The sequence below is a fragment of the Halomonas dongshanensis genome, from assembly GCF_024790395.1.
Classification (GTDB): Bacteria; Pseudomonadota; Gammaproteobacteria; order Pseudomonadales; family Halomonadaceae; genus Vreelandella; species Vreelandella dongshanensis.
The window spans coordinates 198,302-213,925 of sequence record NZ_JAJISC010000004.1 but is presented as its reverse complement, the minus strand read 5'-3'; the positions used below and the strand labels follow the sequence as shown (position 1 = coordinate 213,925).

The window sequence follows — 15,624 nt, the reverse complement described above, 5'->3', positions numbered from 1 at the left end:
GCTGTGGATGTGTCTTGGAGCAGAAGGTGTGGACGTTTATTACGAGGTGGAGCCGGCATGGTTGGATGAAGCCTTTCTGGATATTTTTTGACTGAGTTGACTACGCTCGATCAATGCCTTACCCAAAGTCTCTGCTCTGACACGATCTTCGTCATGCATTATCGCTTCCTTTATAGCCTCGTCCACAGCACGGCGGATCTCCGCAAAGCTGAGACCTTCTGCCTTGCTAACGATAGCCTTTGGCCGAAAGGGTTTGGGGGCGAAATGCCCCAGACGTGAACGAATCAGGTCAGTAGCTTGGGATGGTGTTGGTAGGTGGTACTCGATCACGTCATCGAAGCGTCGGAACAGAGCGTAGTCCAGAATCTCTGGATGATTGGTCGCGGCAATGATCAGACTGTTCGACTGATCATGTTCAATCATCTGAAGAAAGCTGTTGAGAACGCGCCGAATCTCCCCAACATCGTTAGCCATTCCACGCTGCGATCCGATGGCATCGAATTCGTCGAAGAAGTAGACGCCTCGCACTTCCGTCACTGCGTCGAATACCTGCCGTAACTTAGCAGCAGTCTCACCCATAAACTTGGTAATCAGCGCGTCTAGCCGAACAAGAAAAAGTGGCAAGCCGAGTTCGCCAGCCAACACCGATGCAGTCATCGTCTTACCTGTCCCGGGCGGGCCAACCAATAACAGTTTGCGACGAGGAGTAAGACCATGCTCACGGATGCGTGCGAACATACGCTGTTCTTTCAGGATGCGCAGCAACTGCTCATGTACGCCGTCGTCGAGCACCATATCCGCTATACGATTTTCGGGATAGCTGACGTGAAGCAGATTCGCCACTTCACCACGAGGGCGCGCCAACGGCACAGCCCGACCAGTCTCCCCATGCAAGGCACGGCTCTTCGCTGCGTCGATCATTTTACGCAGTTCGATTGCCAGCTTGCCGTGCCCCACCTTCGCTTCGTGCGCAGCGACCTGCATAGCGATGGAATAGAACTTCCCATCGTCCTGGTCTATGTGGGACTTAACAAGCGCCTTAAGTTGGTCTGCGCTAGCCATGTTGTCCACCTATGTATAGTCGTTTCCTGCGCCTGCCGAGCACCATCCGCTCAACATCACACTCGAGGCCATTAGCCAAAATTTTAATCATTCGCAGCTTGCTTGGCAGGCACTCCCAGTGCAGCCAAAGCAGACTTCTCCAACTCGCCGGTCAGATGTGCGTCGATCGCCCCCATCTCCTCTTTGTCCGACGCCAGCACGAAGAGTACACCGACAGGAACACACAATGCCTGGGCAATCCTGATGATGGTTGATAGCGTTGGGTCACGCTTATTGTTCTCCAACAACGAGAGGTACGACACCGAGCAGTTCGCGCGGTGAGCGACCTCGCTCTGCGACGCACCGCGCTGTGTCCGACACCGGCGAATTGCTTGCCCCACGTTCATCGCTGCTTTCCTCGCTCGCTCTGCTGCAGCCAGCCTAGATGGTTAAGAATTTTACCACCAGTGAAATTCAGATGCATCATGGCCGGCCAGAATCAGTAGTAAGAACAGTCGATTCAAATGATGCGAGCCTGAATTGACCGCGTGCCGGTAGGGTGGCAACAAAGGGCTAATGCTCCTGCGAAGCAAAGGAGAAATTCGGTACACTCGCGGTACACACACTAGCTTCGTGTGCTATCCTCAATCTTCGCTAAGCTACTGATTCCGAAGAACTGTACCTTTCGCTCAATTACTGTCGCTTTCCCTTGAGTATCAGTATCTTATTGATTTAAAAGCGAACTCATAATCCCTTGGTCGTAGGTTCAAGTCCTGCTGGGCCCACCACTCCCATTAAGCTTTCGCCGCTACTTTCACACCTGAAGAAAGTACTGCTTAAAACACCGGCCCCTGGCATCATTCATGCATCCCCTAATACATTGATTCGTTCATTCAGTGGCCGGTCTTGCGATAGGTCTGGATACGAGGATACTTCATGCGTTCGCTGGCGATGCTCAGACCGGTCAAGTCAATTCTTTACAGCGTAGCGCTGTTGCTGCTGGGTAACGGGCTGCTCAATACGCTGCTGACCCTACGTGGCACTAGCGAGGGATTCTCCACCACGCTGCTCGGGATGGTGATGTCTGGTTACTTCGTGGGCTTCATTTGCGGGACCTGGGTCAGCGGACGGTTGATTCGACGGATGGGGCATATTCGCACCTTTGGGTTTTGTGCTTCCATTTGCGCCACGATGGCGCTGTTACACTTGGTGTTCGTCAATCCGTGGGTGTGGTTGCCCTTGCGCATCGTCTACGGGCTCTCTTTCATTACGCTGATCACGGTGATCGAAAGCTGGCTGAACAGCCAAGCGGCCAGTCACGAGCGCGGACGTATCTTTGCGATCTACATGGTGGTCAATCTGGGTGCGCTGGCCGTTGCCCAGCAGTTGCTGCGACTGTCGTCGCCGCAAGGGTTCTTACTCTTCGTAGTCATTGCCATTCTGATCTGCTGGGCACTTTTGCCCATTACCTTGACCCGCCGCGTACAGCCCAACATCTCGGATCGACCCAAAAGTAGTTTGCGGGCGCTGTTGGGGTTTGCGCCCCTGGCGGTAGCGTCCGCAGCGCTATCGGGCCTGGCCATGGGAGCGTTCTGGTCGATGACACCGGTCTACGCGACCCTGTTGGGCTTCGATATTGGCGGGGTGGGGCTGGTGATGAGCGCGGCCATCGTCGGCGGCGCGTTGCTGCAACTTCCTATCGGACGATTTTCGGATCGCCACGACCGCCCGCTGGTGATGATTTGGGTCGTGCTGGGCGCCGCGGTATTGGCGGCGGCCATGCCGTTCGCTCCAAGCCAAGAGGTACTGTTGGGGCTCTATTTCTTGTGGGGCGGCTTGGCGTTTTCGCTCTATCCGCTGGCGGTGGCACAGTTGATCGACCAGCTCCATCCGGACGAGATCGTGGCGGGCTCGGCGGATATGCTCGTCATGCACGGTGCGGGCTGCGCAGTCGCACCGCTAGCAGCTGGGGCGCTGATGCACGCGGTCGGTGGGCATGGCTTGCCGCTTTATATCGCGAGCGTTTTCATCTTGCTGGGCGGCTACGCACTTTATCGCCGCCGCCGGGTGCGGGCGCTGAAGACCCACACCGCGCACTTCGAGCCGATGGTACAAAGCAGTACCGAGGCGCTGAGCATGATGTTCGATGACGTCCAGCCGGATTTGTTCGACGACCCGAGCTTTTACGAGGCGCAGGAGCGCAAGCGACTTGCGTCATTGCTTCGCGAGGGGTAACGCGGTGGCCGCTTATGGTTTGTCGTAGCGACCACCAGACCCGCTGCAATCAGCATAAAGAGGGGAATCGACAAGCCGCCGAAGAAAGGCGTATAGGTAACCCCCCAGGCCACTAGCCAAGCTGCACCAGGGCAGCAATGATGAGTAGCGTTCGAGGGCGTGGCACGACAGGGCTCCTCGTGGCTATTCGAGAGTGCTTGTCAAAGCACCATCGCCGCCCCCCAAGCAAATAGCAGCATGCCGAGGTTGGCGTGCAGAAACATGGGGATGACGCTGTCGCGGATGTGGTCGTGTTGGCCGTCGGCGTTGAGGCCGGCGGTGGCGCCGAGGGTGATGGTGGAGGCGGGGGAGCCTGCATCACCTAGCGCAGCCGAGGCACCGAGCAGCGCTACTGTGGCCATGGGCGAGAAGCCCAGCGCTAACGCCAGCGGAATGTAGATGGGGGCGAGGATCGGGACGCTGGCGAAGGAGTCGCCGAAGCCGATGGTGATGAAGAGCCCGACGATCAGCATGAGTGCGGCGCCGAGCATCATGTTGCCGTCGAGCAGGGCGGCGGTGGCGGCGACCAGTGAGCCGATCTCGTCGGTGGCGCCGAGCACGCCGGAAAAGCCCGATGCCAACGTGATGATCACCGCGATCTGGGCCATCATGCGCATGCCCTGGGTAAATACGTCGTCCTGCTCGCGCCAGCGAAACACGCCACTCGCGCCTAGAATCACGAAGCCCACCATGGCGCCCACCAAGAGCGAGTCGAAGGCGAGCTGGCAGACCAGCGCAGCGCCAATGGCGGCCACCGTGGCGGCCAACTGAAGCAGGTTGGGTTTGAGCGGCGGTGTCTCGATGGCGATATCAGCCGCTGGAACGCTTTGGTACTCGCGCGGTTTGCGGTAGCTGTAGAACAGGCAGACCGCGGCACCGGCAAATAATCCCATGACGGGCCAGAACATGGCTTTAGGCACCATGTCGGCAGTGACGGCGAGGTTCAGGCCTTCGCCAATCTCGTTGACGTTAGTGAGCAGAATCTCGTTGAGATAGATCGCGCCAAAGCCGGTGGGCAACAGCAGGTAGCTGGCACTAATGAAGCAGCCCAGAATGCACGCCACCGCGCGGCGGTCGATGCGCAGGCGGTTCATTACCCCTAAAAGCGGCGGAATCAGGATGGGGATGAAGGCGATATGCACCGGCACGAGGTTTTGCGACATCACCGAGGCCACTATCAGGATGGCAAACAGGCCCCACTTCACCCCCTTGTTGGTAGCGCCCTCGCGCCAATCGAGCCGTGATGCGATGCGGTGGGCGAGAAGATCCAATAGACCGCTGCGCGCAATCGCCACCGCGAACGCCCCTACCATGACATACGTCATGCCCACCTGGGCGCCGGACAGAAGGCTGTCGTTGAAGGTGGTGATCGCTTCGCCCATCGAGAGCCCGCCGTGAAGCGCGCCGAGAAGCGCGGCGCTGATCAGCGCAATCGCCACCGGCATTTTCAACAGGCAGAGCACTACCATGAGCGTAATGGTGAGCACGGCGGTGTTGATATGGTAATCGAGGGCGAGCGCCGCTAGATAGACGCAGGTAAGTAGCCCAAGGGTGGGAAGCACGCGGCGCTTTAAAAACGCATCTTGATCAGGGGAGGAGTGTGGCAGCGAGGAGGTCATCGATTTTCCTGTTTTATCGTCACGAGCCAGACGTGAAGGCCGCGATGATAGCAGATCGAGCGAAAAGGCCGATGACGCAAAACGGCACCGGCTTGTCTCAGCTCGGTGCCGCTTTTGATTTTACGCTTTTTTTTCGATATCAAGTTTCGATATCAAGACGCCGCGCCCGTCATCTCCTCTTGGCTACATAGCGGTGAAAAAGCGACGCTCTCTTCGAGCAGCCTGACGACGAAGTCGTTAATGCTGGTGCCGTTGGCATCGGCACCATGTTGCAGACGTTGCAACAGATCGGGGTCGAGTGAGAGGGTAAGGGCGACGGGCGTGGCGTTCATTGTGTTTCCTCGGTGCTGAGACAGCGGGCGGTGAGAAGTGCCACGTTGATCATGCGATAGCGCCCCATTTTGACGGTAGGCAGATAGCCCCGACGAATATGGCCCTGAATGACACCTTCATCGAGGCCAGAAAGCTCGGAGAAACGTTCGATCGTCATGGTGGGTACGGTTACGGGAATCAGTGGGGTCGTGCTTGGCTCCATGCGCTGTTACCTGCCTTTGTTGGGCTGTGTTAGGCTTTGCCTTGTCAATCCTTCAACACCCTACTTCAACACGATCAGTTGCACTGTTCGTTGGCGTCCCGATTTTTCGGGTCATGTAAAGTTAGGGTCACCGAGAAGTCGGGACATGTCAAGCAAGCTAACTGCAAAAATCCGGCGAATTCGCGAAGTAGAAACGAGCGGCAGAGCGGAGTTTTCCCAACGTATTGGTATCCCCAAGAAAACCCTCGAAAATATCGAACTCACCGGTAGAGCGCCCAAGGGTGAAATGCTGGAAGCCATTTGCCGTCAGTGGCCACAGTACACTCTGTGGTTAATGACGGATGTGACCTGCGAAGATTGTGGTCAGATCGACCCGGATACCGAACAGGCGCGGCGGCTACAGCTCGCCGACCTCGACCCCCTCTCTGTCAGCGTGGAATCCTAGGCGATTTGCTCAAAAGGCACTTATCGCCCACAGGGGGGCCGCTCTGGGCTGGACTTATGGCGCCAGTGCCCCCAGCCCTAGCATCAAAACCCCATAGGTTGCGACAGCAGCGGCAACGGGCCACCCCATCGAGCGGGTGCGGCGCCACACTAAAAGCGCCACACCTAGCCCTATCGCCGTCGCCAGCCACGAAAGTGGACTGGGCTCGACCGGCACGATCGAGACGCCAAATACGGCGGCAATCATCAGCGGCCCCAGCACGGCCAGCCACTGCGGCATGGCGTTTAGTCCTTCTTCGCTGCCTATGCGTCGCTGCATCCATAGAAAGGGGACGACGCGCATCAATAAGGTGCCCAGCGCCGAGATCACCATGGCTATCCAGAGTGCGCTACTCATGCGGTTCTCTTCTTGGGTTGAAAGGGGACGAGATAGAAATACAGCGCCCCGCAGGCGGCGGCCAGCGGAATCGCCACGTTGCTCAGGCCATAGAGAGTGAGGAGAAGGGCTGCCGCGATAGTGCTGCCCAGCGCCAGCGCCCAGCGCTTGTCGGTAACGCGGGGTGCTACCATGGTGAGAAACAGAGCGGGCAGGGCAAAGGGCATGACTTCGCCCAGAAGCGGCCAGCGCGCGGTGACCGCCTCCCCAGCCGTGGCGCCAATCACGGTACCCACGACCCATACGCCCCAGGCAAGCAGCGCCGAGCCCGCGAACCAGCTAAAACGCACCTCGGCGGCTAGCTGCGGCAAGCGGGTATGCGCCAAGGCAAAGACTTGATCGGTCAGCCCGTGCATTAGCCAATACCAGTGGCGGCTTTGGGGCAGCCAAGCGGCGATGTTGGGCCCGTACACCACGTGGCGCACGTTGATCAAAAGCGTCATGCATACCACCAGCCACAGTGGTGAGCCCGCGGCGACCATGCCGACGAATAGAAACTGCGAGGCGCCTGCATAGATCAGCACCGAAATGACCGCCGCCTCCCAGGTAGAAAACCCTGCCTGCATCGCCACCAAGCCAAAGGAGAGGGAGACGGGTACGTAGCCTCCCAATAGCGGTATCGACTCGCGCACGCCCTGCATGGCCGAACGCCACGGCGAGTGGTCGGCGGCTGGGTTCATGGCGTTCGGCCTTCTATGTGATAGGTGATGGTCATGATCAATGTCGTCTCCTCGGCATGAGTGCGGTAGCAGTGCGGTTGGTCAGCGAGAAAGGTCGTGGTTTGCCCTGCGCCCAGAGGAACCAACGTGTCTATAGGGCCTACTTCCAGGCTACCGCTGATCACGGTTAAGGACTCTCGGGTACCCGGTGAGTGCGCTTCGGCTAAGCGTTGGGTGTACGGCGAGCACATCATCCAATACACGTCTACTTGCGGCGTATCCCGGCCTTGATCGATTAGGCGCACCTGCACGCCTTCTTCGGCGCCCAACGGCACGCTGATTGGCGCCACTAGTGTACCGAAGGGGAGCGCTAGCTGAACGGCTAGCCGCCAGACCGTATCCAGTGTCGGATTTCCCAGCCCTTGTTCTAGACGGCTTAGGTTCGATTTAGCAATGCCAGCTGCGCTTGCTAACTGCGATAGCGACAAACCGCGCGCCTGGCGCAGTGCTTGCAGATGCTGACCAAAGCTAAGAAGGGCGTCATCGTTCATGAGGAGCTGCCATATCGTTCGATATAGAGAGCGTTCTATATATCGAACAACGTAAAGTCAAGATATAAAGAGAGGTTGCTTGATCGAAATGTTTTTTTTATTTTTATTGACATGTCAAAAATGATTATTCAACCTATTGATCAATAATCACACAATCATCGGAGATTCGGCATGGCCGATACACCCTCTTTTAATCCTGAGTCGTGGGTAGCGATGCGCTCACCACGGTTTGAGGGTCAGCGTTTGTTTTCTCGCTACCTCACTATGCGCGATGGCGTTCGCTTGGCTATCGATGTGCATCTTCCGGGTACCCAAGAGCGCCCTGAATCCTTTCCCGTCATTACCTTTTTTACGCCTTATTATCGCCGGATGAAGTTAAAGCATGGCGCTCCCGACGGTATCGAGGAGTGTCCCAACATCGCCGTTTTTCGGTCGCTTCTGTTGGCTCGAGGGTACGCGCTGGTAGCAGTGGATGTACGAGGTAGTGGTGCTTCGTTTGGTGTGCGTACAGGCCTCCGCTCCCCCAGCGAACGGGAGGACTATCTCGAGATTGTCGACTGGATCACAGCCCAGCCGTGGAGTAATGGCGCAATCGGTGTCACAGGTATCTCTTATCTCGGCGCCGCAGCAGATTTCACGGCGTCGTGGGCACATCCGGCGGTTAAGGCCATCGTGCCGCATTCAGCAGTTTGGGACACTTGGTCGAACCAGCTTTACCCTGGCGGTGTCATGTGCCGCCGTTTGGTAAAAGAGTACGGTAACTTGATGGATGCACTCGACGACGATGTGGCCGAGGATCGTGACAAGTTTCCCTATTTTAAAGGGGAGCACTACGATGGGCCTGCACCGGTCGACGAAGATACCGAGGGCCATCTTTTGCAGGCTGCTCTCGAAGAACATCGCGCCAACTTCGACATGGCCGATTTCGTACATCAATTCGTTTATCGCGACCGCCCGCTGCATACCCAACCGGATTTTACCTCGGCCACCATTAGTCCTTACCACTACGCCAACCGCGAGGCTGATACGCAAACGCCGGTCTATACCATTTCGGGTTGGCTGGATGGCCATTATGCGCGAGGGGCTGCCCAGCGTTTTATGTGGCAGCGAAATGCAGGAAAGCGGTTGATGCTGGGTGCCTGGGATCACGGCGCCCGCAGTGGATCAAGCCCGTTTCAAACCGATTCTCGACCCCAGGGCAAGGCGCTAGCTGAAACGTTGCGCTTTTTCGATGAGCATCTTATGGGGATGAAAACCGGGCTTTATGACGAACCGCCGGTCCAATATTACACCGTAGGTGAAGAGTGCTGGCATTCGGCGCAGCAGTGGCCTCCTGAGACGACACGCTGGCAAACTCTGTATTTTCAGGCAAACCACCGATTGACGCATCAGCCGCCTACTATGGCTGATGCGTTCGACCGTTATGTCGGTGATTACCGCTGTGGTACTGGTAATCAAACGCGCTATAACCGGCTCTACGCGCAAAATGTCGAACGGTACTATCCGGATTGGCATGGCCGCGATCAGCGTATGCTGTGCTATACCCAGGAACCCTTCGAACACGATACTGAGGTAACGGGTCATCCGGTAGTGCGCTTGTACCTCAAAAGCGATACCCAAGATTGCGCCCTATTCGTCTACTTGGAGGATATCGATACTGAAGGTCACTCTACCTATGTCACGGAAGGCGTGTTTCGAGCGCTACATCGTCGCATCAGCCCGCCGATTGAGAACTTGCCCGTTATCGGGCCGCACCATAGCTATCGCGAACGCGATGCTCGTTACCTGATACCAGGAGAGTGCAGCGAGATTGCGTTCGACCTTTTGCCGACCTCGTGGTTATTCAAGGCTGGGCATCGCCTGCGGATTGCGATAGCGCTTGCTGACAGTGATCACTTTTCACGTATTCCCGATGGCGTTGTGCCGACCATCGAGGTAGGTCGTAGCGCCATCTTTGCGTCAGCGCTCGAACTCCCTGTCATCGACGGCTCTCGCTAATACCATACCGATCCTTACATCGATAGCGCCCCGTGTGCGGGGTGCTTCGACAAGCAATAACTGTTTCCAGTATTCCCAAACATAACACTTTTTAAAACAAGCGAATGGGGTTACCTAATGCAAACACTGACGCGGCTTTGTCTTAAGTTCGTTCAATCTTGCTTACCGAATGCCTTACTGTTGGCGATTGTGCTTAGCGTTGTCGTCTTCCTTCTAGGCATGGTGATCGAAGGGCAGTCGGCACATGTCATGCTTAATGGCTGGGGCGATGGCTTCTCCAATCTGTATCAATTTGCTATGCAAATGTCGTTGATACTGTTAACGGGTTTCATCATTGCAAAAACGCCTATCGTGGCTCGAATGATCGATAAGTTGGCGTCGATAACAAACTCACCGGGGCAAGCAGCCGGTATCATAGCAGTCGTTTCTATGGTCACCTTTTACATCAACTGGGGCTTTGGCATGATCGTTGGTGCCTTTTTAGCTCGAGAGATGGGGCGGCGTGTGCAAGGGCTGCACTTCCCTTTGGCGGTAGCAGCTGCCTATTCTGGCGAGATCATTCGGGGTACCACGGCCTCGATACCACTATTGATGGCGTCAGAAGGCAACTTCATGGAAGACGTCGTTGGCGTTGTTCCTATCACCGAGACGCTCTATGCCTGGTGGAACATCGCGCTATCGGTGGCGCTGCTGTTCCTGCTCTATTTCGTTTTCTCGCGCATCAAGCCCGAAACCAACGAGATCAAGCAGTACCAAGGTGAACCCCTCAATAATCGTGTCGAGAAAGTTGATACCCGTGGCATGCCTTGGGCAGAAAAACTTGAACACTACCGATTACCCAATCTCATACTGGCACTGTTACCGATAGGTTATCTGGCCATCAACTTTCATCAGCTTGGATTCACTCTCAATCTTAATCTGGTGATTTTAATTTTCTTGGCTATTGGGCTCGTTCTCCAGCCAAGTCCTGCAAGTTTGGGGGCTGCGGTAAAGGAAGGAATCTTGGCGTGTCGTGGCATCATTATTCAATTTCCGCTTTATGCTGGCATTGCCGGTATGGTCAAGGTCTCGGGTCTTGCAGATAGTATGTCGGCGTGGTTCGTGGAAATTGCTACGGTGCACACTTTCCCAATCATCACGTTCATTTCGGCTGGCATCGTGAACATCTTCATTCCTTCGGGTGGTGGGCAGTGGGCTATACAGGGGCCTATCATGCTCGAAGCTGCTCAACGATTAGGTGCCGATATTCCGCAAACGATCATGGCCTTTACCTGGGGGGATGCTTGGACGAATCAGATGCAGCCATTCTGGGCTTTACCGCTGCTTGGTGTGGCGGGCCTATCGGCACGTGACATCATGGGGTACTGCGTGATGTGGACGCTCATTTGTGGCGCCGCGATCATGGCGACCTTCGTCGTGCTCTCAATGCTATAAAAACGAAGTCGCGACGGTATAAACGTATAGAGTGGTTGAAGGGAGAGTACTCGCTTACTCGGTGACCACCGAGTAGATGCTAGAATGCGGCGGGGCACGATGGCACCATCGTGTCCCGCAACGCGTTTAATAAGGACGAACATATGGTGGCTACTCGAAAAGTCAGTCTTAACGAACGGGCCTTCGATACGCTCAGAAGCGATATTATCGCCTGTCAATTGGAGCCGGGAGCCACCATCAGCGAGGCTTGGCTCGCTGAACACTACGCCTTCGGTAAAGCAGCCATTCGCCACGCGTTGGCTCGCCTTACTCAACAAGGACTGACCATTAACCAAGGCCGGATGGGATACTCCGTTACCCCCATCACTATTAAAAGCATCCGCGATAGCTACCATGCTCGCTACTTGGTCGAACCCGAGCTTTGCCGAATGGCTGCTTCAAGACTGGATGCCGAGACCCTAGCGGCGCTTCGCGAGTGCTGCGCCGCCACCTTTGATCGGCACAATTCCGCAGAGATGATCGCCTACTCCCACGCTAATCACCGTTTCCACTGCCTAATTGCTCAGTTAGCGGGCAACCAGCGCTTAGCACGCTTGATCGAAGAGCTATCCGACGATCATATGCGCATTGCCTATGTCAGCATGGTCTATGGTCAATCGGAGAAGCAGTGGAGCGACGATCATACCCATATTACGGATGCACTTGAGGCCGGACAGGGAGAGCGAGCAGCTCAGCTAATGGCCGAGCATCTCGTGCAGGGCGAAAAAGCCATCATGCGCGCAGTACTGGAATTGCCTGAGCTACTCGAAACGTCTTTACACTCAGCCTGATTAACCTGCTTCCGATGCAAAGTGTAAGTCTGCACTGTTAGCGCCCGAGCACTATGGCTCGGGCGTTCGAAACTACCGCTTAGCGGCGCGGCGGCGCCGCAGTAGCCAGTAGCCCAGCAGTACGACCGCCACGATGCCCACTCCCATGCCGATGCGGGAAAGCAGGATCAGAGGGGAGCCTGGGCCGCCTTCGCGGATGGTTTGGACATCGTCGGCGGTGACCTCGACGGAAGCCTTGCCGTTTTCGTCCACTCGGCCGAAGTGGGTGAGCAGGTAGTTGGAAAGGTCGGCAATCTCGTCGTTGCTCAAGGCGTTGAAGGCGTTGGGCTGCTCACCGAAAGGCGGCATGAAGACGTGACCTTCGGCCTCGGTCTCACGCTCGACGCCATAGAGAATGGTGGCAATCAGGTTGCTCGCATTCTCGTCGCCCAGAATGCCGTTCTCGAACAGACGCGGATAGTAGCCATCCGCCGTGCCCCGACCATCCGGCTGGTGGCAGGAGGCGCAGTTGGCAGAGTAGATCTGAGCACCTCGGCTCTCGCCTTCGAGCCCTTCGGCGTAGCTATCGCCACGGAAATTCACCAGTTCATCGCTTGGCCGACCATGGCTGAAACGGTCGCCCTGTCTCTCTTCTCCGTCGGAGGGCCCGATGGGCGGCAGCGCTTCGATGTAGGTGGCAATGGCGCTGAGATCGTCGTCGCTCAGGTGCTGGAAGCTGTGGGTGATCGCCTCGGCCATGCTGCCTGCTGCCTGGGCTTGGTCCAGCTTGCCGGTGCGCAGGTAGGTAACCAGCTCATCGTGGCGCCAACTGCCGATACCGCCTACGTCGTCTGGGGTGATGTTGGGCGCGTACCAAGGGCCGACTTGGGCACCCGCCATCGCTTGATCGTCCAACTCCTGCATCATGAAGCCACGCGGCGTATGACAGCTGCTGCAGTGGGTGGGGCCTTCGACGAGATAGCGCCCACGGTTCCACGCTGCCGACTGCTCGGGGTCCTCTTCCAGCGGCGTGGCATCGTGAAACAGCAGGTTCCAGCCCTTCATCGCCACCCGCAGATTCATCGGGAAGGGGAGCTTGGTCGGGGGCGTTGGTACGTCAACCGGCGCCACGCCGTGCATGAAGTAGACATAGAGGGCGTGAATGTCCTCGTCGCTCATGCGCGCATAGGCGGTGTAGGGCATCGCCGGGTAAAGGTTGGCGCCGTCGGCGCGGATGCCGTGACGCAGCACGCGAGCGAACTGCTCTTCGCTGTAGTTGCCGATGCCGTGGCTCGTCGAGGGCGTGATGTTGGTTGCTACGATCTCGCCGACGGGTGAAGCGATGCGCAACCCGCCCGCCATCGACTCGCCGCCATGAGCGGTATGGCACGCCGTGCAGTCCGAGGCGGTAGCGAGGTAGGCGCCACGCGCGAGGGTCTCGTCATCGGCATCATTAGCCGTGGTTTGCGCGAGCAGCGGTAGCGGTGCGGCGAGCCAGGCAAGGGCCGCCATGACGCGGCTTAAGCGTCGAATCATCATACTCATGCTCTCCGTGCCTGGTCGATCAACGCCTCGGCGGCCTTGAATGCCAGGGCGACCATGGTGATGGTGCTATTGCCGCAGGCGGTGCTGGGCATGGCGCCGCCGCCGGGCAGGAAGAGGTTGGCGTGGTCGTAGGCGCGGCAGTCAGGGTCGACCACGGAGTTGGCCGGATCGGTGCCCATGATGGTGCTGCCCATCAGGTGCTTACTTTGGGCGAAGGCGCTCGGCTCCTTGACCTCGGTGGCCCCCATCGCCTCGGCGATTCGACGCGCGATCGGCATCGAGTAGACCTCGGCAGAGCGGCGGGTGTAGTCGCCCACGTCGTAGTAGATGTGGGGCTTGGGCAGGCCCAGCCAGTCCTTGTTGGCGGAGAGCGTAAGACGGTTGTTCGGATCCGGCAGGATCTCGTGCGCCGCCACGACATTGACCGTGCAGGCGGTACGGCGGCGAATCTCTTCGTCCAGCGCCCGGCCGACCTTGCCGGTTTTCAGCGCGTTGAACGTCTCGTAGCGATTACGCGCGAAGTTATTCATGCGAAAGTAAGCCCCAGCATGTTCGGCGCGGAAATCCCCTTGGGAGGTCTCCATGATACCGCTGTTGACCACCGGCCCCTGGCCCAGCCAGTAGGGCTCGTCCAGCGTCAGCGTCAGGGCGAGTTGGGGGTGGTCCATCATGTTGCGGCCCACTTGATCGGAGCTATTGGCGATGCCGTTTGGGTTGCGTGAATCGGCCGACATCAGCAAAAGTTTGGGCGTTTCGATGGCGTTACAGGCGACGACGAAGTGGTTGCCGGTCACCCTATGGCTCTGGCGCTCGGGGTCGAGATAGTGCACTGCTTCGATGCGGTTGCCTTCGCCAGTTTCGATGCGATGGGCCACGGCGTTGGAGAGAATCACCGCACCCTTGGCTTCCAAACGGTTGAGCGCGGTCGCGGCGTCGTATTTGGCCCCAATGGGGCACACCGGCACGCAGTTGTTGTTAGCGCAGCAGGCCGGGCGGTCGTCGTAGGGCATACCGCTGTTGCGCGCCTGGGCGACCGGCACGTTGGTGTAGCCCAGCTTTTCCTTCATCACGCGGGTGAACTTGTCTTCGCCTGGTGAGAATGGCAGATGCGGCATCGGGTAGGGGCGCGAGCGCGGCTGCGGCGGCCACTGCAGCGCCGGGTCGCTTGGCCCGCAAATACCTAGCGAGTACTCCGCGAGGTTGTAGTAAGGGTCGAGGGTGGCGTAGTCGAACGCCCAGTCGCGGCCCACGCCGTAAAGCGAGTTCAAGCGCATGTCGTCGGGCGTCAGCCGCCAGCAGGTACCGGCCCAGTGCCAGGTCGAGCCACCCGCGTAGCGGATGTAGGTCTGGGCGTAGGCGTCGGGGCCTTCGAGCTGGAGGTAGTCATCCTCCGGGTTGCCCGTGCTCGGCATCGGATGTGGCGCCCAGGGCTTGGGCGGGTAGCTCGAAGAAGCGCTGCCCTTGAGGCCTAGGGGCAGGTTGCGGAAGTTCTCGACGATTTCGGCGCGCGAAACACGTGGGCCGGCGTCGAGCATGAGCACGGAAAAGCCTGCGTCGAGCAGCTGTTCGGCAACGACGACGCCAACGACGCCGGTGCCAACGATGACGACGTCGGCAGAAGCAGTTTGAGTCATAGCTAGTCTGAGGTCTTTTTTGATTTAGAAGCGGGGAACGGGCAGCAGCGGCGCTGGCGGTCGGTTCCAGGCATTGGGGCCAGTGAGTCCGAAAGAGGGAATCGGCACGATGTCGAGCGTGGTCTGGAACGTCAACGCGTGCTCGTAGGTGAAGAGCTCGGCGTCGGCATCGGCGCTGGACGAGCCCGAATACCAGGCGGCAATGACCCAGTAGGCCAGATCGCGCAGCTCGCCTTCGGGAATCGCATCGAAGAACTGCTCAACCTCGGTGGCACCCTGCTGCTCGGCGATGGCGACGATGCTATCGATATGCTGATCGAGCTGGGCGTACTTCTGAGCCGCGAAGGCGCCGATGCGTAATCCCGCGCCCTCATCAAGATGATGGTTGATCAAAAGCCCCGAGAGCTGCATGAAGCGCTGATGCAGGGGCGTACCTTTGAAAGCCTGAGTCCAGGCGAACGTGGGGCCAGCGAAGGTGAAGTAGCCCAGAAGGCTGGCACCGCCGATCAACAACTGGCGGCGTGAAACGCCTGGCGAGGAATGACGGGTTTGCAAGCGGGTTCCCTAACGGTTCGAAGTCGATCATTTCTTCCCGAAGGTGCCAAGGCGGAGCAATCACCTCGGGTACGACACCCACGTGAAGGT

The 15,624-nt window shown here is 58.0% G+C and carries 16 protein-coding genes; 5 read left to right on the top strand and 11 right to left on the bottom strand.

The window, feature by feature from the left end; genetic code table 11:
* Positions 1-39: 39 nt before the first annotated feature.
* Both LLY24_RS10080 and LLY24_RS10075 read right to left on the bottom strand, forming a co-directional pair.
* Positions 40-1,062 (bottom strand): AAA family ATPase, encoded by a 1,023-nt coding sequence (locus tag LLY24_RS10080; protein ID WP_259036164.1) that lies wholly within the window; start codon positions 1,060-1,062, stop codon positions 40-42.
* Positions 1,063-1,145: 83 nt separating this feature from the next.
* Complete coding sequence (locus LLY24_RS10075) at positions 1,146-1,448, bottom strand: helix-turn-helix domain-containing protein (protein WP_259036163.1); 303 nt, start codon at positions 1,446-1,448, stop codon at positions 1,146-1,148.
* Between the two features lie 529 nt (positions 1,449-1,977).
* On the opposite strand from LLY24_RS10075, the gene LLY24_RS10070 reads away from it, so the two are divergent.
* Positions 1,978-3,276: an MFS transporter gene (locus LLY24_RS10070; protein ID WP_259036162.1), complete on the top strand. Its 1,299-nt coding sequence runs from the start codon at positions 1,978-1,980 to the stop codon at positions 3,274-3,276.
* Positions 3,277-3,476: 200 nt separating this feature from the next.
* Here the strand turns inward: LLY24_RS10070 and LLY24_RS10065 are convergent, their stop codons facing one another.
* The 3 genes from LLY24_RS10065 to LLY24_RS10055 all read right to left on the bottom strand — a co-directional run bounded on the left by LLY24_RS10065 (position 3,477) and on the right by LLY24_RS10055 (position 5,469).
* Positions 3,477-4,934, bottom strand: coding sequence for a Na+/H+ antiporter family protein (locus LLY24_RS10065; RefSeq protein ID WP_267135278.1), 1,458 nt, complete (start codon positions 4,932-4,934; stop codon positions 3,477-3,479).
* 152 nt (positions 4,935-5,086) lie between these two features.
* Positions 5,087-5,266, bottom strand: a complete 180-nt coding sequence (locus LLY24_RS10060) for a hypothetical protein (protein WP_259036161.1) — start codon at positions 5,264-5,266, stop codon at positions 5,087-5,089.
* Positions 5,263-5,469: a DNA-binding protein gene (locus LLY24_RS10055; protein WP_259036160.1), complete on the bottom strand. Its 207-nt coding sequence runs from the start codon at positions 5,467-5,469 to the stop codon at positions 5,263-5,265. Before LLY24_RS10055 ends, LLY24_RS10060 begins: the two co-directional genes overlap by 4 nt.
* Positions 5,470-5,614: 145 nt before the next feature.
* Here LLY24_RS10055 and LLY24_RS10050 point away from each other — a divergent pair, with 145 nt between their 5' ends.
* On the top strand, positions 5,615-5,914 hold the full coding sequence (locus LLY24_RS10050; RefSeq protein WP_259036159.1) for a helix-turn-helix domain-containing protein: 300 nt from the start codon (positions 5,615-5,617) through the stop codon (positions 5,912-5,914).
* 54 nt (positions 5,915-5,968) lie between these two features.
* Here the strand turns inward: LLY24_RS10050 and LLY24_RS10045 are convergent, their stop codons facing one another.
* The 3 genes from LLY24_RS10045 to LLY24_RS10035 are packed head-to-tail and all read right to left on the bottom strand — an operon-like array spanning position 5,969 to position 7,559.
* Positions 5,969-6,310, bottom strand: a complete 342-nt coding sequence (locus tag LLY24_RS10045) for an AzlD domain-containing protein (protein WP_259036158.1) — start codon at positions 6,308-6,310, stop codon at positions 5,969-5,971.
* Positions 6,307-7,029: an AzlC family ABC transporter permease gene (locus LLY24_RS10040; protein WP_259036157.1), complete on the bottom strand. Its 723-nt coding sequence runs from the start codon at positions 7,027-7,029 to the stop codon at positions 6,307-6,309. The genes LLY24_RS10045 and LLY24_RS10040 overlap by 4 nt, the downstream gene beginning before the upstream one ends.
* A complete protein-coding gene (locus tag LLY24_RS10035; protein WP_259036156.1) occupies positions 7,026-7,559 on the bottom strand; it encodes a helix-turn-helix domain-containing protein in 534 nt (177 codons plus the stop codon). Before LLY24_RS10035 ends, LLY24_RS10040 begins: the two co-directional genes overlap by 4 nt.
* A 171-nt stretch (positions 7,560-7,730) precedes the next feature.
* On the opposite strand from LLY24_RS10035, the gene LLY24_RS10030 reads away from it, so the two are divergent.
* The 3 genes from LLY24_RS10030 to LLY24_RS10020 all read left to right on the top strand — a co-directional run bounded on the left by LLY24_RS10030 (position 7,731) and on the right by LLY24_RS10020 (position 11,821).
* Entirely contained in the window at positions 7,731-9,557 is a 1,827-nt protein-coding gene (locus LLY24_RS10030; RefSeq protein ID WP_259036155.1) for a CocE/NonD family hydrolase, read from the top strand.
* A 117-nt stretch (positions 9,558-9,674) separates the two neighbouring features.
* Positions 9,675-10,991 carry a short-chain fatty acid transporter gene (locus tag LLY24_RS10025; protein WP_259036154.1) on the top strand — a complete coding sequence of 439 codons (1,317 nt, stop codon included), beginning with the start codon at positions 9,675-9,677 and terminating at the stop codon, positions 10,989-10,991.
* Positions 10,992-11,101: 110 nt separating this feature from the next.
* Entirely contained in the window at positions 11,102-11,821 is a 720-nt protein-coding gene (locus LLY24_RS10020) for a GntR family transcriptional regulator (RefSeq protein WP_259036153.1), read from the top strand.
* Positions 11,822-11,893: 72 nt separating this feature from the next.
* Here the strand turns inward: LLY24_RS10020 and LLY24_RS10015 are convergent, their stop codons facing one another.
* Genes LLY24_RS10015 through LLY24_RS10005 form a run of 3 tightly spaced genes read right to left on the bottom strand, consistent with a single transcriptional unit; the run spans position 11,894 to position 15,534 of the window.
* Positions 11,894-13,339: a cytochrome c gene (locus tag LLY24_RS10015; protein ID WP_259036152.1), complete on the bottom strand. Its 1,446-nt coding sequence runs from the start codon at positions 13,337-13,339 to the stop codon at positions 11,894-11,896.
* 2 nt (positions 13,340-13,341) lie between these two features.
* On the bottom strand, positions 13,342-14,979 hold the full coding sequence (locus LLY24_RS10010; RefSeq protein WP_259036151.1) for a GMC family oxidoreductase: 1,638 nt from the start codon (positions 14,977-14,979) through the stop codon (positions 13,342-13,344).
* A gap of 24 nt (positions 14,980-15,003) precedes the next feature.
* Positions 15,004-15,534, bottom strand: coding sequence for a sorbitol dehydrogenase family protein (locus tag LLY24_RS10005; RefSeq protein ID WP_259036150.1), 531 nt, complete (start codon positions 15,532-15,534; stop codon positions 15,004-15,006).
* Between the last annotated feature and the right edge of the window lie 90 nt (positions 15,535-15,624).